The sequence below is a fragment of the Streptomyces sp. NPDC001980 genome (assembly GCF_040296885.1).
Lineage (GTDB): Bacteria > Actinomycetota > Actinomycetes > Streptomycetales > Streptomycetaceae > Streptomyces.
In genome coordinates, this window is sequence record NZ_JBEOYD010000057.1 from 19,466 (window position 1) to 38,727 (window position 19,262).

The following is a 19,262-nucleotide window of genomic DNA, read 5'->3' on the forward strand; positions in this document are numbered from 1 at the left end:
GCTGAACACCCGCTTGATCGGCACCCGTGGTGAGGACAGCCGTGGGACAGCCGTGGGACAGGGGGTCCCGCCCGTGCTCGGACTCGATCTCGATCTCGGTCTCAGGGTCGGGCTCGGGCTCGGCAGGGGCGGTCGGCCGAGAGACGCACGCCGGAGTCCACGCACCGGCGACGGCCGCAATCACCCCACCTCGGGAGGAGCCTGCCGGGTTAGGTCAACTCCCCCTAGAAAAGTCAAGTGTTGACATGCCCTCAGCACGTGACTGATGATCACAACTACGTCACGGAGCCCCCCTCAGAAACTCCGCACAGCTGACGCCTCAGCGTGCACAGCTGCACCACGCGTATCCCCCGTCGGTCCTCCCCCACTCACCGATACCTACGCATCCCCCTCCCCCTCACCCCTTACGGCACTTCGCGCGTTGCCGTCGTTCGCCGCGCCCCTGTTCCGTCCCCGGTCCCGTCCCCCGACAGGAAGGCCAGGCCTTGCCGGTGCCGAACACTCCCCGCCCCGCCCCCACCACCCCGGCCCACCGGATCCGGCCCGCGTCCTTCGCCCAGCAGCGGCTGTGGTTCCTGGCCCAGCTCCCGGGCGGGAGCACCGCCTACAACGAGACCCTCGCCTTCCTCCTCACCGGCCCGCTCGACCGCGGCATCCTGGCCGCCGCCTTCGACGCCCTGACCGACCGGCACGAGACCCTGCGGACCCGGCTGGTGGCGGAGGCGGGCGGAGTGTGCCAGCACATCGACCCGCCGGGCTCGGGTACCACCCTGGATGTCGAGGACCTCAGCGCGGCGGCCGACCCCGACGGGCGCGTGGCCGCGTGTCAACGGGAAGAGGCGGAACGGGAGTTCGACCTGGCGGCCGGTCCGCTCTGGCGGGGTCGGCTGCTCGCCCTCGACACCGCTCGTCATGTGCTCCTGCTGACGTTCCATCACAGCATTTACGACGGCGCGTCGATGAACGTGATGATGAGGGAGGTCGGGGCCGTCTACGAGGCGTTGGCGGCGGGTGTTCCGGACGGGCTGCCGGAGCCGCGGCTCCAGTACGGGGACTACGCGGACGCTCAGCGGGAGTCCGTGCTCGGCGGTGCCCTCGCCGCTCAAGAGGCCTACTGGAAGGACGTGTTGGCCGACGCCCCGCCCGTGCTCGAACTGCCGCTGCCGGGACCTCGGCCCGCCGAGCAGGGCTACGCCGGCGGTCGCGTCGGGTTCGAGCTGGACGCGGATGTCACGGCCGCGCTGCGCGGCCTGGCCCGGGAGCACGGGGCCACCTTGTTCGTGGCGGTGCTGACCGGGTGGGCCGTGCTGCTGTCCCGGCTCTCCGGGCAGCAGGACATCGTTGTCGGCAGCCCGGTCGCGGGCCGTCGCGGCCCCGGGACCGCCGGGCTCATCGGCTTCCTCGTCAACTCGCTCCCGCTGCGCGTCGACCTGTCCGGTTCCCCGACCGCCGCGGAGGCGCTGGCCCGGACCCGGGCGGTGGTCCGTGGCGCCCTGGCCCACCAGGACCTGCCGTTCGAGCGGATCGTCGAGGTGGTGAACCCGCCCCGCAGCGCGGCCCACACCCCGTTGTTCCAGACCATGCTGGCCTGGGTCCCGGACCGGCACGACCTGCTGAAGCTGCCCGGGGTCGAGACCGCGCCGCTGCCGATCGCCCATGCCCCGGCCAAGTTCGACCTCGCCCTGTCGGCGACCGAGTCGGAGGGACGGGTCACCGGGCACCTCGACCACGCGACCGCGCTGCTGGACACCGCCACCGCCGAACGCTGGGCCGGACACCTCCGGCACCTGCTCACCGACATGGCCCGGCACCCGCACCGTACCGTCGACACCCTGGAGCTGATGGACCCGCGCGCGCGTCTGGAGCTGATCGGCGCCGGCGACGCCACGCTGGAGCCGGACGAGGCCTGCGACCCGGCCGACGCGGCCGCGACCGCCCTGCGCACGGCGTCCGGCCTGGCCGAACTCTTCGAGGCCCGGGCCCGCGCGCACCCGGCCGCCACCGCCGTCACCGACCGCGAGCAGTCCCTGGACTACGCGACGCTCGACCGGCGTGCCAACCGGCTCGCGCACGCCCTCGTGGCCCGTGCGGTCCGCCCGGGCGACGTCGTCGGACTGCATGCGCGCCGCACCTGTGACCTGGCGGTCGGCATCCTCGGCATTCTGAAGGCGGGTGCCGCCTATCTCCCGCTCGACCCCGGGCAGCCCCGGGAGCGGCTGGCCGCCATGGTCGAGGACGCCGTGTGCCCCTTGGTCCTCAGCGACCACCGCGGTGCGGAACGGCCGCCGGACTGGCTCGACCTCGGCACGGTCGAGGCCGAGGGACCGGCCGAGGACCGGCCGCCGGCCGGGATCCCGCGGACTCCGGACCAGCTCGCGTACGTGATCTTCACCTCCGGGTCCACGGGGCGGCCCAAGGGCGTCGCCGTCGAGCACCGCAGTGTCCTCAACCTCTTCTCGGTCTGGCACGACCGGATGGGCACGGCACCCGGCGAGGCGGGCTCGGCCTGGTCCAGCATCGGCTTCGACGCCTCGGTCCACGAACTCCTGCTGCCCCTCACCACCGGCGGTGTGCTGCACATCGTCCCCGAGGAACTGCGCGGCGACCCGGAGGAGTTCTTCGCCTGGCTGCGTGCGCACGAGATCGTGCAGGCCTTCCTGCCGCCCGCCTACGTCAAGTGGGCCGACGAGGACCCGGACGGACGGCTGCGCGGCCTGCGCCTGCGCAAGCTGCTGACCGGGGTCGAGTCGCTGACCGAGGCCGCGCTGCACCGCCTGACCGAACGGCTGCCCGGCCTGCGGGTCTGCTTCGGCTACGGCCCCACCGAGGCGACCCTCTACAGCACCGCCCACTACGAGCCCCGACCGCTGGACCGGCCGTGCCCCATCGGCCGCCCGCTGCCCGGCACCCGCTGCTACGTCCTGGACGCCCGGATGCAGCCGGTGCCGCCCGGTGTCGTCGGGGAGGTCCACCTCGGTGGGGCGGGCCTCGCCCGGGGCTACCTGGGCCGCCCCGACCTCACCGAGGAACGCTTCCTGCCGGACCCGTTCGTGCCCGGCGCCCGCGTCTACCGCACCGGCGACCTCGCCCGGTGGGGCGACGACGGCCTGCTGCACTACGCGGGGCGCGCCGACGACCAGGTGAAGCTGCGCGGCTTCCGCATCGAACCGGGCGAGATAGCCGCGGCGTTGACACGGCTGTCCGGCGTCCGCGAGGCCGTCGTCCTTGCCGACCAGGACCCGGCGGGCCGCCCCCGGCTGGTGGCCGCAGTCGGCCGGGGTGCCGCCCCGGCCCGCACCAGCGCCGACTGGCGCACGGCACTCGCCCGCAGCCTGCCGGACTACATGGTCCCCGCCGTCGTCCTCGATCTGGAGACCCTGCCGCTGGGCCGCAGCGGCAAGCTCGACCGCGCCGCCCTGCTGCACCTCGTCCACGAGCAGACGAACGACCAGGTCAACACCGCGAGCCCGCGCGACCACGTCGAACACGCCCTGTACCGCATCTGGCAGGGCGTGCTGCTCCACCCCTCGATCGGCGTCGGCGACAACTTCTTCGACGTCGGCGGCACGTCGCTGTCCGCCATCAAGATGGCCCACGAGGTCACCGAGACCTTCGGCCGCCGGCTGCCGGTCGCCGAGGTCATGGTGCGCCCGACGATCGAGGCCCTGGCGGCGCTGCTGCGCGAGGACGGCGCACACCAGGCGCCGGGCAGCCTGATCGAGTTCCGCCGGGGCACCGGCCCCCGGGTGGTGTGCGTCCACCCGGCCGGCGGCACCGCCTTCTGCTACCTGCCCCTCGCCGCCCACCTGCCCGGACGCACCGGCCTCTACGGCATCCAGTCCCCCGGCGTGAACCCGGGAGAGGGCCTGCTGCCGAGCGTGGAAGCCATGGCCGAGGCGTATCTGCGCCTCCTCGAACCCCTCGGCGAGGGTCCGCTCGTCCTGACCGGGCTCTCCTACGGCGGACTCGTCGCCCACGAGATGGGCCGCCTGCTCGGCGCAGCCGGACGGAGCGACGTGAGCGTGGTCCTGCTCGACACGCAGGCGACCGACGACGCCGAGGCCCGCGCCGCGATCACCGCCGTCGACGCGGCCGAGTTCCGGGACAAGCTCGTGCGGTTCAACGGGATGTACCCCGGCATCGACGACGCGCAGGTGGACCGCTACTTCCGGATCTACAACCACAACCGGCTCACCGCCCGCGCGCACGTCCCGGCCCCCTCCCCGGCCCGGCTGGTCCTCGCCGAGGCGGTGCCGGACGGCGCCGGCACCGCCTTCCACGCCGAGGTCCGCGCCTTCTGGCGGCGGCGCGCGCAGGGCGAGTTCCGGGTCGAGACGATGGCCTGCGACCACTGGGAGATCCTGGAGGGCGCCGAGACCGCCCGGGTCGCCGCGCTGCTCGCCGCCGAACTCGCCCATCACGAGGGGAAGCCGGCGCCCGCGGTGCGCTCCGTCGCCGTACCGGCCGTCGCCGAACCGGCGGGAGAGGCGCGATGACCGACCGCACCGTGTCCCGGGGACCGGCCGAGACCCTGCCGACCGAGACCGGACCGGCCGAAACCGGGCCGCCCCGGACTGGACCGGCCGAAGCCTGGCCGACCGGAACGGGTCTGACCGCGGCCGGACTCGCCGAAGCCGTGCTCGCCCAGGCGCACCGCACGCCCTCCGCCGTGGCCGTCGAGGACGGCGACCGCCTGCTCGACTACGCGGAACTCGACCTGCTCAGCGGCCGGGTCGCCGCGAGGCTGCGCGAACGGGGCGTGGTCGCAGGCCAGTCCGTCGCGGTCTGTCTGCCCCGCTCCTGGCGACTGGTCAGTGTCATGCTCGGCATCCGCCGCGCGGGCGCCACCGTCGTCCCCCTCGACCGGCTCAGCCCGCCCGACCGGCAGCGGCACATCCTCGACGACTCCGGGGCCGTCGCGGTGGTCCACGACGGTACGACCGAGCACGCCCACGGGATCGACGCCGGCCTGCTCCTCGGCCCGACCGCACACCCCGCCGCCGCACCCGCCGCACCCGCCGCACCCACCGGGGCCGACACCACGGCCTTCGTCTTCTACACCTCCGGCAGCACCGGCCGCCCCAAGGGCGTCGAGGTCACCGACGCGGGTGTGCTGCGGCTGGCCCGCCCCGGCTGGCTCGACCCGCGCCCCGGCGCCCGCTTCGCCTGCCTGTCCAACCCGGCCTTCGACGCGCTCAGTTTCGAGGTCTGGGCCCCGTTGCTCACCGGCGGCGTCTGCGTCGTTCTGGACGACTCCGAGGTGCACAGCCCGCACCGGCTCGCGGCCGCACTGCGCGAACGCCGTGTCGACACCGTGTTCATCACGGTCGCGCTCTTCAACACGGTCGTCGACAAGGTCCCCGGCTGCTTCGCCGGCGCGGACCAGGTCCTCGTCGGCGGCGAACGGCTCGACCCGCGCGCGATCCGCACCTGGTACGACGCCAACCCGCACTCTCCGACCGTCCTGCACAACGTGTACGGGCCGACGGAGGCCACGACGTTCGCCCTGTGCCACCCGATCCCCCGTGACTTCGACGGCGACTCGATCCCGATCGGCACCGCGCTGCCGGGAACCGGTCTGCTGCTGCGCACCATGGACGGGCGCACCGCGGAGGACGGCGAGGTGGCCGAACTCCTGCTCAGCGGACCGGCATTGGCGCGCGGCTACCGCAACCTGCCGGAGCTGACCGAGCGTTGCTTCGTCCGGCTGGCGGACGAGGACGGCACCCCGCGCCGCTGGTACCGGACCGGTGACCTGGTGCGCCGGGACGCCGACGGGCGCGTGGTCTACGTCGGGCGCGCCGACCGGCAGGTCAAGGTGCGCGGCTTCCGCATCGAACCGGGCGAGGTGGAGCAGCGGATCCTGGCCCTGCCCGCCGTGCGCCGCGCCCATGTCTGCACCCGGCGCGACACGGCGGACCGCCACGAACTGCTGGCCTTCCTCGTCCTCGGCGACGACCTCTCCTTCCCCGACTACGAACGTCACCTCGGCGCCACCCTGCCGCCGTACATGCGCCCCCACCACACCCACCTCGTCACGGAACTCCCGCTGACCGCCAACGGCAAGATCGACGAGGCCGCGCTGCTGCGCGACGCGGCCACGCCGTGGCGCGGCACCCGTGCGGACGCGGTGGCCGTCAGCGCGGAGCAGAGGCCCGTCCTGGACATTGCCGAGGAGATCCTCGCCGTCGGCGGTCTGCGTCCCGACGACCGCTGGATCGCGAGCGGCGGCGACTCCCTGAAGGCGTTGCGGTTCCGCTTCGAGATCCTGGAGCGGTACGGAGTCGACATCCCCCAGGGCCTCGTGCTGCGGGCCGACTTCGCCGCCCTCGCGGACGCCGTGCACACCGCCGAGGCGGACTCCCGTCCGCCGGTGCCGCCCGCCCCGGACACCACGACCGCGCCCGCCACCAGCGAGCAGGAACGCCTCTGGCTCCTGCACCGGCGCGACCCCGACGACCGCTCCTACGACGTGCCGCTCGCCTTCCGGATCCGGGGCGCCGTCGACCCGCAGGCGCTGCGCCGCGCGCTGCGCTCGCTGGTGGAGCGGCACCCCGCCCTGCGCACCCGGCTGGTGCCCGCCCCGGACGGTCTGCTCCAGCGGACCGAGGCGCCGTACGACCCCTGGCAGCCGCTGGACACCCGCGAGGGGGAGCCCTGGCAGGAGACCGCCGACCGCTTCTTCGCCCACCGCTTCGACCTGACCGAGCCCCGTATGCTGCGGGCCGCCTGGGCGGAGCGGTCCGACGGCGGTCTGCTGCTTCTGCATCTGCACCACGCGGCCGTGGACGGCTGGTCGCTCAACCTCCTCTTCCGCGACCTCACCGACGCCTACGCGGGCGGCCCGGAGCGTCCGGCCCCGGTCGCGGGCCCTCTCGACCTCGCCCGCTGGCAACGCGACTGGCGCGCGACGCCCGCCTACGACCGCCACCGCACCCGCCTGCGCGACCACTACGCCGACGCACCGGAACCGTCACCGGCCCTGCCCGCGCCCCGGTCCGGGTCCTCGGCCCGGCCGCGGGCGCGGCTGCTGCGCACCTCCCTCGACCTGGTCCGCCGTACCGCACTGGACCGGCGCGCCGGGGAACTCGGCCTGACCAGGTTCCAGTTGCTGGTGTCGGCGTTCGCCGCGTGCCTGTACGGCGTGACCGGACAGGCCCGGCCGCTGGTCGCCGCCCCCGTGGCGAACCGGCCGCGCCCCGAGTTCGCCGAGAGCGTCGGCATGTTCGCGAACACCGTGCTCCTCGACCTCGCCGTGCGGCCCGACGACTCCCTGCGCACCCACCTCGCCGCGCACGCCGACACCGTGCGCCGGGTTCTGGAAGGGCAGGAAGTCCTCCTCGCCGACGTGCTCACCGCCCCGGCGTTCCGGGAGCGCTCCCCGCTCTTCGACTACATGTTCGTCCTGGAGAACACGGAGTTCTCCGCACTGCGTCTGACGGGCTGCGCGATCGAGCCCCGGTGGCCCGAGCCCGCGGAGGCCAAGTGCGCGCTGACGCTGTCGGTGGTGGAGGACGAGTCGGGGTTCGGCTGTCTGTGGGAGTACCGGGACGACTTCGGCGCCGAACGGGCGGACGCGGCGGCCCGGTTGTTCCGGCGGGCCCTGGACCGGCTGACCGGCGACGGTGACCTCACCCTGCGCGAACTCGTCACCCCCCACCGCACCGCGGCGACGGCCCACGGCACTCCCGTCGAAGCGGACTTCACGACGGTGGCCGAGGGCTTCGCCCGCCAGGTGGCGCGCACTCCGGACGCGCCCGCCGTCACCCTCGGCCACACCACCCTCACGTATGCCGAACTCGACGCCCAGGCCGACGAGTTGGCGTCGCTCCTGAGCGTGCCCGAGGATCCCGCCGCCCCGGCGTCCGTGGCCCTCTACCTCCAGCCGTCCGTCGAGCACGTCGTCGCGCTCCTCGCGGCGGCCCGCCGCAACCTGACCGTCGTCCCCCTCGACCCCGCCTACCCGCCGGCCCTGCTGCGTCATGTGCTGGACCAGGCGGCCCCGCTGTGCGTGCTGACCGGCGCCCAGGACCTCGACGTCCTGGCCACGATCGCCCCGCCGGACCTGCCGCGGCACGTCGTCACCCTCACCCGTACGCCCACCGCGCCGCCCGTGCCGTACCCGCATCGCGGACTCCGGCCGCTCTACACCCTGTTCACGTCGGGTTCCACGGGCACTCCCAAGGGCGTCCAGGTCCCCGACCGGACGCTGTGCGATCTGCTCACCTGGCAGCGGACGGCAGGGGGGCTCGAACGGCCCGCCGTCACCCAGCAGTTCTCGATGCTCTCCTTCGACGTCTCCTTCCAGGAGATCCTGACCACCCTCTGCTCCGGCGGCGAACTGCGCCTGGTGAGACCGGTCTGGCGACAGGACGTGCCCACGCTGCTGCGGCAGTTGGAGACGGGCGGGGCGGAGCGGATCTTCCTGCCGTACGTGGCGTTGCAGCTGCTGGCCGAGCATGGCGTGCGCGCGGGGGTGTTCCCGTCCCGGCTACGTGAAGTCGTCACCGCCGGCGAGCAGTTGGTGTGCACGGACGCGATTCGACGGTGGTTCGCGGGGCTGCCGGGCGACGCCCGCCTGTTCAATCATTACGGCCCGACCGAGACCCATGTCGTCAGCGCCCTCTGCCTGGCGGACGACCCGGCGGCCTGGCCGGCACGCCCCGCGATCGGGCGCCCGGTGGCCGGGGCCGTGCTGCGGGTGGTCGACGAGGGCGGACTGCCCGTGCCGCAGGGTGTGACGGGCGAGCTCCTCATCGGCGGTCCCATGGCGGGCCGGTGCTACCTGGGCGACCCCGCCACGCACCGGGACCGGTTCGTCGACGATCCCGAACTGGGCACCCTCTACCGCACCGGGGACCGCGCCCGCTTCGACGAGCACGGCCTGCTGCACTACGCGGGGCGCGACGACGGCCAGGTCAAACTGGGCGGTCACCGCCTGGAGCTGGGCCAGGTGGAGGCCGCGCTGCTCGGGTGTCCCGGGGTGGTCAACGCGGTCGCGGGAGTGCTGGACGGACGGCTGGTCGCGGTTCTCCAGTGCCGGGGCGAGGATCCCGACCCGGCGGACCTGACCCGGCGGCTGGCACGGCTGCTGCCCGCCTACGTCCGGGTCGCCGCCTTCCGCCGGGTGACGGACCCGCCGCGCACGCCCAGCGGCAAGCTGGACCGCCGGGCGGCGCTCACCGCGCCGGGGCGCGAACTGCGGCCTGGCGACCGGGCGGGCATCGGGCTGTCGCCGGGCGACCGGGCGGGGGTCAGGCCGTCGCCGGGCGACCACGCGGACGCCGGACCGTCGCCGCTCGAACGGCGGCTGGCCGAGCTGTTCCGGGCGGCGACCGGGCGGACCGTGGACGTGGCCGAGCGGTTCTTCGACGCCGGGGCCACCAGCCTGGACCTGATGCGCTTCCAGCTCAGATGCGCGGGCGAGGGCGATCTCCCCTTCTCCGTACCGGACTTGTTCGAGCACGTCACCCTGCGCGCCCTGGCCCGGCTGGTGACGGACGACGGCACCGCCCGCGGCACCCCGCCCCGGCGGCCGGAGGCGTCCGGCAGCGCCCGGCGGGGGGCCGAGCCGGTCGCCGTCGTCGGCATGGCCGTACGGCTGCCGGGCGCGCCCGACCTGGCCGCGTTCTGGGACCTGGTCGTCTCCGGCCGACGCAGCATCGAGCACTTCGCCACGGCCGACGGCACCCGGGTCGGCGCCCGCAGCCAGATGGCGGGGCTGCTCGACTTCGACCCGGGCCGGTTCACCATCAGCCCGCACGAGGCCCGGCTGATGGACCCCCAGCAGCGCCACCTGCTGATGAACTGCGCCGAAGCCCTCGCGCACGCCGGAATCGGCGACCCGGCGCGGCTGCGGGTCGGTCTGGTCGCCTCGTGCGGCGAGAACACCTACTTCCAGCGCATGCTCCGCGACGGCGACCCGGACCTGCTGCCCGACTCCTTCCGGCTCGCCCTGCACCACGAGAAGGACTTCCTCGCCACCAAGGCCGCCTACCATCTCGGGCTCACCGGACCGGCGTTCACGCTCCAGTCCGCCTGCTCCAGTTCGCTCGCGGGCGTGCACATCGCCGCCGGGATGCTGCGGCAGGGCGACGCCGACGTGATGCTCGTCGGCGGGGTCCTCGTCGACACGGAGCTGACCGACGGCTACACCTACCGGCCGCAGCACATCTTCTCCCCCGACGGGCACTGCCGGCCCTTCAGCGCGGACGCCGAGGGCACCGTGGGGGCGAGCGGCAGCGGCATGGTCGTCCTCAAGCCGCTGGCGGCGGCCCGCCGGGACGGCGACACCGTGTACGCGGTCGTCACCGGCTCGGGGCTGAACAACGACGGCTCCGGCAAGCTCGGGTACAGCGCCCCGTCGCTGCCCGGGCAGCGGGCCGCGATCCGCGCGGCGCTGGACCGCAGCGGCCGCCGTGGCGGCGACGTCGGGTATGTCGAGGCGCACGGCACCGGTACCCGGCTCGGCGACCCGGTCGAGGCGGCCGCGTTGCGGCAGGCGTACGGGCTGGCGGAGGACGCGCGGGTGGCGCTGTCGTCCGTGAAGAGCCAGATCGGGCACCTGGGCGCGGCGGCGGGCGTCGTCGGCCTGGTGCGGGCGGTGCTCGCCGTGCACCACGGGGTCGTGCCGCCGACGGCGGACTTCGACCGGCTCAACCCGGAGATCGCCGACGGCCCGTTCCGGATCCCGGTCGCCGCCGAGCCCTGGCCCGCCGGTCCGCCCAGGGTGGCCGGGGTGAGCAGCTTCGGCATCGGCGGTACCAACGCCCATGTGCTCCTGGAGCAACCGGAGCCGGTGGCCGCCCCGTTCCCGGCCGAGCCGCTGCCGTGTCTGGTGCTGTCCGGCGCCTCGGAGGCCGCGGTCCACGCGGACGGGCTGCGGGTCGCCGACTACCTCACGGCCCGCCCCGACGCCTACCACCAGGTGCTGCGGCACCTCCAGACCGGCCGCCCCGCCCTCGCCCACCGCGCGGCGGCCGTCTGCCCCGACGCCGCCTCGGCCGTCGACTGGCTGCGGGCGCTGCCGACCGTCACCGCACCCCCGGCGCAGGACGCGCCGGCGGTCGAGCACCTCGACCCGCACGCCCTCGCCGAGGCGTGGACGGCCGGCCGCACCGTCGTATGGGCGTCGGGCTCGGCGCCCGCACCCTGGGACTTTCCGCCGCCCACCTTCGACACGGACGCGTACGACTTTCCCCGCGCCCCCGAAGGACCGTCCGGTGTCTCCCGGCTGCCCGCCGCCGAGTGGCTGCACCAGCCCCTGTGGACCCGCTCGCGGCGCGCCCGCACCGATGCCCCGGTGTCCCGCCGTACCGCCGTGGTGGTGATCGGTCCCGGGCAGGACGGCGAGAGCTGGCGGTTCCTGGAACGCCACTACGCCCGGGTGGTGACCGTGCGCGCCGGACAGGGCCTGACCCGGCTCGGTGACGACCGTTACGAGGCCGATGTCGCCGACGCCGGGCAGCTCGCCGTCCTGCTCGGCCGCCTGACCGGCGTGGCCGAGCCGGCCGTCGACTGGCTGCACGCGCTTCCGCTCGCCCTCGACGGCAGCCCGACCGTGTCCGCCCTGGAGACGGCCGAGTGGGCCTGCCTCGACACGGTCGCCGCCCTCGCCCTGGCCCTCGCCGCCCATCCGGAAGCGGAACGGCCCCGGGTCTGGCTGCTGTCCCAGCGGGCGCAACCGGTCACCGGGACCGTGCACACCCCCGAGGCCGGTCTGCTCGCCGCGGCCCTGGAAGTCCCCCGGCAGGAACTGGGCGTCGCCCTGCACTGGACCGACCTGCCCGGCCCGCATCCGGCCGGCTGGGCCGCCCACCTGCCCGACCTGCTCCTCGACGACGCCGTCACCGGCACCGCCACCGACCGGGCGACGGCCCTGCGGGACGGCTTCTGGTGGCACCGCACCACCGTGCCGGTGCCCGGCGGCGAGGCGGCCCGGCCCGCCGCCGCGCCGGGTACCCATCTGGTCCTCGGCGGCACGGGCGGCATCGGCAGCACCCTGGCCGGGAGCCTCCTCCGGCACCCCGGGAACCGCGTCGTCCTGGTGTCGCGCGGTGCCGAAGTGCCCGCCGGGCTACGGCCGTTCGGCGAGCGTGTCACCCTGGTCACGGCCGACCTGGCGGCGGAGGATCCGGTGGCCGTCGCGGACCGGCTGACCCCGCTGCTCGACGGTCTGGCCGGCATCGTGCACGCCGTCGGCACCGCCGCGGGCGGCCTCCTGTCCCGGCGTGAGCCGGCCGCCGCCCGCGGCGTCACCGCGGCCAAGCTGCGCGGCGCCCTGCTCGTCGAACTGCTAGTCGCCGAGCACGCCCCCGACTACGTCCTGTACTGCTCCTCGATGGCGGCCCGGTTCGGCGGCGTCGGCCAGTTCGACTACGCGGCCGCCAACGCCTGCCTCGACGCCTACGCCCACCACACCGCGCCGGGCGGCGACGCCACCGTACGCACGAGCGTCGGCTGGGACGCGTGGCGGGGCGTCGGCATGGCCCAGCGGCACGCCGCCCGGGCGGACGTCCGGCACCGGGACCACCTGACCGTGGCGCTCACCCCCGAGGAGGGTACGGCCGTCTTCGAGCGGGCGCTCCACCTGCAACTGCCGTATCTCATGGTGGGCACCACGGACCTGACGGCCGCGCGGGACTTCTACGAACCGGCCGCCACCGCCGAGCGCGCCGCTCCCGCCCCTGCCTCCGCCTCTGCCTCTGCCGTGCCGGGTGACCTCGGCCCGGGGATCACCGGAATCCTCCTCGACCTGCTCGGCGTGGACACCGTCGACCCGCAGACCCCCCTCTACGACCTGGGCGCCGACTCGCTGACCCTGCTGGAGCTCCTCGACGAGATCAAACGCCGGCACGGCACCGACATCGAGCTGTCCCGGCTCAGCCACCGGGTGAGCCTCGCGGAGATCCTCGGCCACGTCGGCAGCGGTGACCGCCCGCACGGCACGGTGGACGTCGAGGTGTGGCAGCGCGGCCCGGGGCCGGACGTGCTGTGCCTGGTGCATCCGGTGGGCGGGGACATCCAGGCCTACCGGCCCCTGGTCTCCGCCCTGCCCGCCGGCCTCACCGTCTGTCTGATCGCCGACCCCGGACTGCGCGCCGCCGAGCCGCCGGACCGCCGCTCCATCGACGAGCGCGCCGCGCGGTACCTGACCGCCGTGCGCCGGGAGTTCCCGGAACCCGGGTGCCGACTGACGCTCGCCGGCTGGTCGTTCGGGGCGTGGACCGCGCTGTCGATGGCCGCGCTCGCCGAGGCCCAGGACCGGCCCGTGACCGCCCTCCACCTCCTCGACCCGCCGCCGCCCGGGGCCGGGCAGCGCCTCGCCGGCTACGACGAGGAACAGGTACAGGCCGTCTTCGCCCGGGAGTTGAGCGGAAACGGCGCGGGCCGGCCGGCGGAACAGGACCACCGCACCGCCGAACCCGATCCCGACACCGCGGCCCCCCTCGCGGAGTCCGGGCTCCGCTACGCCGAGCGGCTCGCGCGCTGCTGCCGGGCCAACCTGGCGGCCATGGCCGGGCACCGGCTGCCGCGGCTGCACCGGACGCCCGCCACGGTATGGCTGGCGGCACGCCCCGTGGACGAGGCCCTGCTCGCGCCCGAACCGACCGCCCCCGGCGCCTGGGACACGCATCTGCCCTCGCCGTACCGGCTGCACCACGTCGACGCCGACCACTACCGGATCGTCGCCGAGCCGCACGTCCGGGAGATCGCCGCCGTCCTCGCCGAGACCGCGTCCGCGTCGCCCGCCCGGCCGCAGCCCGCCGGACGGACCTGAGGAGACCACCCGTGCAGCATCCGTACACCCTTCTGCCCGAGCGGTCGTTCTGGCGCACCGCGGTCGCCGAGCGCGACCCCGCGGACATCGACGGCCTGTGGACGCCGAAGTTCGCGATCGGCCAGGACGATCCCGTCGTCACCGCCGGCTCCTGCTTCGCCGCGCACATCGGCCGGGCCCTGCTGGCGGAGGGCATGCACTGGTACGACGCCGAACTCCCGCCCCCGGGCCTGACGGCCGCCGAACAGGCGGCGCGCGGCTATCGCCGCTTCTCCTTCCGCACCGGCAACATCTACACGGCCGCCGCGCTGCGCCAGTGGGTCGCCTGGGCGCTGGCGGAGGAGAAGCCGCCGGAGGAGGTGTGGGAGGAGGACGGCGTCTTCCACGACCCCTACCGGCCCGCCGTGGAACCGGACGGCCACCGCTCGCCGGACGACGTGCTGCGCGCCCGCGCGGTCACCCTGGACGCGGTCCGCGCCGCCCTCACCACGGCCGACGTCCTGGTGTTCACCCTCGGCCTGACCGAGGCCTGGCACGACGTCCGCACCGGCACCGTCCTGCCGGTGTGCCCCGGTACCGTGCGCGGCCGCTACGACCCCGGCCGGCACGTCCTGCACCACCACACCGTGGACCGGGTGCACCGCGATCTGACGGACGTGCTCGCGATGGCGCGCGGCGTCAATCCCCGGCTGCGCACGGTCCTCACGGTCTCCCCGGTGCCGCTGACGGCGACCGCCACCGGCCGGCACGCGCTGGTCGCCACCACCCACTCCAAGTCGGTGCTGCGCGCGGCGGCCGGCCAGCTCGCCGACGCGTCGGACGACGTCGACTACTTCCCGTCGTACGAGATCGTCACGGGTTTCCCGTACCGGGCGGCGTTCTACGGACCGAACCTGCGCACGGTCACCCCCGACGGAGTGGCCTTCGTGATGCGGCACTTCTTCCGGGCCCTGCGGCCCGGGGCCGACACGGCTCCGCCCGCGCCCGCACAGACCACCCCCGTCGCCGGCCCCGCCGGCGGAGAGGACCACTGGTGTGACGACGCCGTACTCGACTACTACGCCCCCCGGTCCGGCCCGGTTCCTCCTGCTCGGTGACTCCCACGCCGGCTGTGTCGGACGGGCCGCGCAGCAGGCGGGACTGCCCTTCGTGGGCGGCCCGGTCGGCTCGGGGCGGGACTTCCTCGGGCCGTTCCTCGACGACGGCGACGGTGACCTGGTCTTCCGGGAGGCGGAGGCACGGCGGCTGGTCCGGGAGTTCCTGGACGCGCTCGGCGTGTCCGGGTTCGCGGGGCTCGGGGTGCCGCTCGTGTGCACGTTCGGGCTGAGCGCCCACACGGTGGCCACCCGGCAGAACTGGGACCTCCACCGCGACCGGCACGGCGCCGTGCCCGAACGGTTCCTGCACAGCGGCCTGTTCGCCGACCTGGTCCGGGCGAGTGTCCGCGGCGCGCTCGCCTTCTACGACCGCACGGCCGCCCTCGGGCTGCGGGTACTGGCCCTCATGCCGCCGCAACGCGTCCCCGGCATGTCCGACCCGGACGTCTTCTTCGCCGCCCAGAACGTCATCGGCACCGAACTCACCTCGCACGGCGTGGAGTTGATCGACCTGCGGGCCCGCGTCACCGACGGCACGGGGCACCAGCGGCCGGTCTTCTGCCAGGCCGACGACACGATCCACGGCAACCTCGCCTTCGGCCGCCTGGTGGTCGCCGAACTCCTCGACGCCGGGCTCTGACCCGGCACTCCCCATCGACGCATCCGTCCAGCCCGTCCAGCCCAAGGAGGTCCCTCATGGAGGACTACGCACTGCGCGCCGTGGCACGGCTCACCACCCGCCCCGCCGAGCCCTACGACACCCTCTCCGTCGCCCCGATCACCCCGGTGCTGGGCGCCGAGGTCACCGGGCTCGATCTCTCCCGCGAGCTGACGCCGCAGCAGGAGAAGGAGCTCAAGCACGCGTTCCACGCCCACCACGTGCTGGTCTTCCGCGACCAGGACCTGACTCCCGAGGAACACAAGCGGTTCGCGGGCGTCTTCGGCGAGCTGCACCCCGTCGCCCTCGCCGCCGAGGGATCGGACCCGCACATCCTGGAGATCAAGGCGGACAAGGACTCCAAGGCCGTCGCCGGCAACGGCTGGCACTCCGACGGCACCGCCGACGCCGAGCCCTCCCTCGGCTCCATGCTGTACATCACCACAATCCCCGAGGGCGGCAGCGGCGGCGACACCCTGTTCGCCAACATGCACCTCGCCTACGACCTGCTCTCCCCCGCCCTGCGCGGTTTCCTGGACGACCTGACCGCCTTCCACGACGGTGCCAAGCCCTGGACGGACGCCGGGCTGACCCCGCCGCCCGAGTACGACGTGCCGCGCACCGAACAGCCGGTCGTCGTCCGCCATCCGGAGAACGGCCGCCAGCTGCTGTTCGTCAACGCCCCCTACACCTCGCACATCACCCAGCTGTCGCGCGCCGAGAGCGACGCCCTGCTGGGGATGCTGTACGAGCACATCGCCCGTACCCCGCTGCTGCACTGCCGGGTCCGCTGGCAGGAGCGCACGCTGGTGTTCTGGGACAACCGCAGTGTGCAGCACCACGCGGTGTGGGACTACTTCCCGCACACCAGGGAGGGCCGCCGCGTGGCGATCGACGGCACGTCGCTGACCGCCTGACCCGCCGCAGGGACACCGCACATGGTCACGATCACGGCCGACGTGCCCGCCTGGCTGCGGCAGCTCGCCGCCGCCCTCCACGGGGAACTGCCGCCGCCCGCCGCGGACGCCTGGGCGACCCGACTGCGCGCCCTGGCCGGTACCGCGAGGCTTCCTGCCGGGCTGCGGGCCGTCCACGTCTGGCAGGCGGACACCGTGCTGCCGCTGCTCGCGGGCACGGCGGACACCGCCGCACCGGCGGCCCTGCACCGGGCGGCGGCCCGGGGCACACCGGCCGACCGGAACACCTGGCGGTCCGCTCTCGGCCCGCTCCTGCTGCGGCTGCACGACGCCGCCTACGACCGCGCCGCCGTGTACGCGGAGGGCCACACGGGCGCCCGGGACCACGCCCTGGCCAACGGGTACTCCGCGCCCGAGGCCGACGCGTACGGCCACGCGTACGCCCGTCTCACCACCGAGGCGAACGCCCGCGCCTGCGCCGAGGCCCACGCGAGTGCCCTGGGCTCGGCGCTCGCGGCGGCGTACGCGGCGGACGACGCCCCGGCCTATGCCGACACGTTCCCCGAAGCACAGCTGAGGGCCGTCCTGCGCGCCACGGCGGCGGGCAGCACGCCCCGGGTGGAGCCTCTGGCCGACGGACTCCTCACAGCGCTCACGGCCGCCCGGCTCTGAGGCCGGAGCTCAGGTCCGCGGGCCCAGCAGGCGGACGGCGTCGGCGGCCACCACGCCGTCGGCGTCGTTGGTCAGTTCGATCGACGTGCCGAGACCGGCCTGGAGCCGGAACTCGCCGAGCGAGACCCAGGTACCGCCGCGCGGATCGGTGGTTCCCGCGGCCCGCTGGTCGACGCGTACGGTCGTGGTGGTGCCGTCCGCGTCGACGACGGTGTAGGGGGCGTTGCTCGCCCGGTTCGCGGCCGGGGGGTAGGACGCCTGGATCTCGTACTCGCCGTCCTGGGGCACGGCCGGCTGCCAGTGCACCTTCCGCTCGCCCGAACCCGCGGGCGCCGTACGGTAGTTGCCCGACCAGTAGCCGGGGTCCGCCGTCGCGGTCGGCCAACTGCCGCTGACGACGGCGAAGCCCAGCCGGTCGTTGTCCACGACCACCTCGGCGCGCACGTCGGCGGAGCCCGGCGCCTCGATCAGGCTGAGCGAGTCGAGGCCCAGCCGGGTGCCGCCGCCCCGGCCGGGTGCCGTCACCGCGCAGCGCAGGGTGTGCCGTCCGGCGCGCAGCCGGGTGGCACCGAGGTGGGCCAGGTCGAAGCCAGCGGCCGTCTGCGCCGTGGTGTCGATCGCATGGGCGGGCAGTCGGATGCCGTCCGTCGTGACCGTGGCCAGCGCGCCGTCCGCCGAGCGGTAGTGGCGCAGGAGCAGCTCGTAGTCGCCGGTGTGCGGCACCCGGAAGGTGAACTCAACGGTGTCGCCGACCTGTTCGGGGGTGAGGACCAGCCGCTCGCCACGGCGTGCGAGCGGATCCGTGACGGTCTCCACGGAACCGCCGCTGACCTCGCGGTCCGCTTCGGCCAACGCGATGACGGTCTCCCGGTGGTGGGGGCCGCCGCGCAGGCTGTCACGGCCCCGGGTCAGCCAGTCGAGCGAGAAACAGCAGACGTCGACCCGCTGCGGGACACTCGCCATGTCGCCGTCGCAGCCGTAGAGCAGCACGATGGTGCCGTCGGACAGCCGGGCGAGATCCGAGTAGAAGGAGCGGTTCTCGTTGATGACCCGCTGGTACCGGTACGAGAAGCCCTCGTCGTAGCTGACTCCCACCGTCATGTTGTATCGGACGGGCGAGTCCGGGCGGCTGAACAGTACGCGCCCGGGTTGACGGCTGCCGGGGCCGCCGGTGTAGCGCAGCAGGCCCGCGTCCACCGCGTTGAACGAGCCGGTGCCGCCGTCGAGCGCCGGCTGCGACCAGGTCGTGCCGTCGTCCGTGCTGACGGAGACGATGCGCTGGTTCTCACCGCCCGACGCGAAGCGGCCGTTGACGAGCACGGTGCCGTCGGAGCGCTGCACCATCCGCGCCTCGTTGATGGGGTACGCGACCTGTACGGGCACTTCGCCGGTCGCCTGCCAGGTGGCACCGTGGTCGTCGCTGTAGAGCGGCGCGACGCCGTAGAACCGCTGGGCCACCGTGTTGCCGACGATCACCCTGCGGTGCAGGCAGTTGAGCAGCAGACGGCCGGAGCGCAGCTGGAGTCCGTGGCCCGGACCGGGGCCGTGCAGCGCCCAGTTGTAGGGGAAGCCGTCGAACAGGCCTGCCAGACTACGTGGTTCGCCCCAGGTCTGGCCGCTGTCCCGGCTGGAGATGACGTAGAGCTCGCCGGAGTCGCCCGAGCAGGAGGTGTTCTGCGGGAGCCGGAGCGAGAGCATGTAGAAGAGGAAGACCTCCCGCGTCTCGCGGTCCACGACCAGCGCCGGGTTGCCCCAGGACTCGCCGTCGACGGAGGCGACCAGGGTGCGGCTCGCCTCCCACGTCCGGCCGCCGTCGGTGCTGCGGCGCAGCAGCAGGTCACGTGGGCCGGCGTCGCACACCTCGTGGCGGCCCTCGGTCACGGCCAGGATCGTGTCGTCGGGCAGCACGGCGAGCGCGTGGACGTGGTAGCTCACCAGCGGGCCCTCGGCGGAGTCCCAGAGGGTCTGCTCCTCGAAGAAGGCACCGTGCCGGTCCGCTGCGGACGACCGTTCGGCGGCCTGTGCCGTGGAGCCGAGGGCCACGGGCCCCAACGCAGCGGTCGCCGTGGCGCCGACGACGCCCAGGGCGAAGGATCTGCGGTTCATGGCGGCGCGGTTCGGTCTGTCGTCGGACATGG

At 74.5% G+C, this 19,262-nt stretch carries 7 protein-coding genes; 6 read left to right on the forward strand and 1 reads right to left on the reverse strand.

Annotated elements, in window-relative coordinates; all coding sequences use genetic code 11:
• Positions 1 to 491: 491 nt before the first annotated feature.
• Genes ABT137_RS45875 through ABT137_RS45900 form a run of 6 tightly spaced genes read left to right on the forward strand, consistent with a single transcriptional unit; the run spans position 492 to position 17,124 of the window.
• Positions 492 to 4,496: a non-ribosomal peptide synthetase gene (locus ABT137_RS45875; protein ID WP_351718818.1), complete on the forward strand. Its 4,005-nt coding sequence runs from the start codon at positions 492 to 494 to the stop codon at positions 4,494 to 4,496.
• Positions 4,493 to 13,780: a non-ribosomal peptide synthetase gene (locus ABT137_RS45880; RefSeq protein ID WP_351718820.1), complete on the forward strand. Its 9,288-nt coding sequence runs from the start codon at positions 4,493 to 4,495 to the stop codon at positions 13,778 to 13,780. The genes ABT137_RS45875 and ABT137_RS45880 overlap by 4 nt, the downstream gene beginning before the upstream one ends.
• A gap of 11 nt (positions 13,781 to 13,791) precedes the next feature.
• Positions 13,792 to 14,877: a GSCFA domain-containing protein gene (locus ABT137_RS45885; RefSeq protein ID WP_351718822.1), complete on the forward strand. Its 1,086-nt coding sequence runs from the start codon at positions 13,792 to 13,794 to the stop codon at positions 14,875 to 14,877.
• Positions 14,816 to 15,517: a hypothetical protein gene (locus tag ABT137_RS45890; protein ID WP_351718825.1), complete on the forward strand. Its 702-nt coding sequence runs from the start codon at positions 14,816 to 14,818 to the stop codon at positions 15,515 to 15,517. Before ABT137_RS45885 ends, ABT137_RS45890 begins: the two co-directional genes overlap by 62 nt.
• 56 nt (positions 15,518 to 15,573) lie before the next feature.
• Positions 15,574 to 16,452, forward strand: coding sequence for a TauD/TfdA dioxygenase family protein (locus ABT137_RS45895; RefSeq protein ID WP_351718828.1), 879 nt, complete (start codon positions 15,574 to 15,576; stop codon positions 16,450 to 16,452).
• Positions 16,453 to 16,473: 21 nt separating this feature from the next.
• The gene (locus ABT137_RS45900) at positions 16,474 to 17,124 is read left to right on the forward strand and encodes a hypothetical protein (RefSeq protein ID WP_351718831.1); all 651 of its coding nucleotides are present in this window, start codon (positions 16,474 to 16,476) and stop codon (positions 17,122 to 17,124) included.
• 9 nt (positions 17,125 to 17,133) lie between these two features.
• On the opposite strand, the gene ABT137_RS45905 is transcribed toward ABT137_RS45900, so the two are convergent.
• Positions 17,134 to 19,260 (reverse strand): golvesin C-terminal-like domain-containing protein, encoded by a 2,127-nt coding sequence (locus ABT137_RS45905; protein WP_351718833.1) that lies wholly within the window; start codon positions 19,258 to 19,260, stop codon positions 17,134 to 17,136.
• Positions 19,261 to 19,262 lie beyond the last annotated feature (2 nt).

Coding starts and splice junctions, on each gene's coding strand:
- ABT137_RS45895 (WP_351718828.1), top strand. CDS start 15,574: ATGGAGGACTACGCACTGCGCGCCGTGGCACGGCTCACCACCCGCCCC.
- ABT137_RS45900 (WP_351718831.1), top strand. CDS start 16,474: ATGGTCACGATCACGGCCGACGTGCCCGCCTGGCTGCGGCAGCTCGCC.
- ABT137_RS45905 (WP_351718833.1), bottom strand. CDS start 19,260: ATGTCCGACGACAGACCGAACCGCGCCGCCATGAACCGCAGATCCTTC.
- ABT137_RS45880 (WP_351718820.1), top strand. CDS start 4,493: ATGACCGACCGCACCGTGTCCCGGGGACCGGCCGAGACCCTGCCGACC.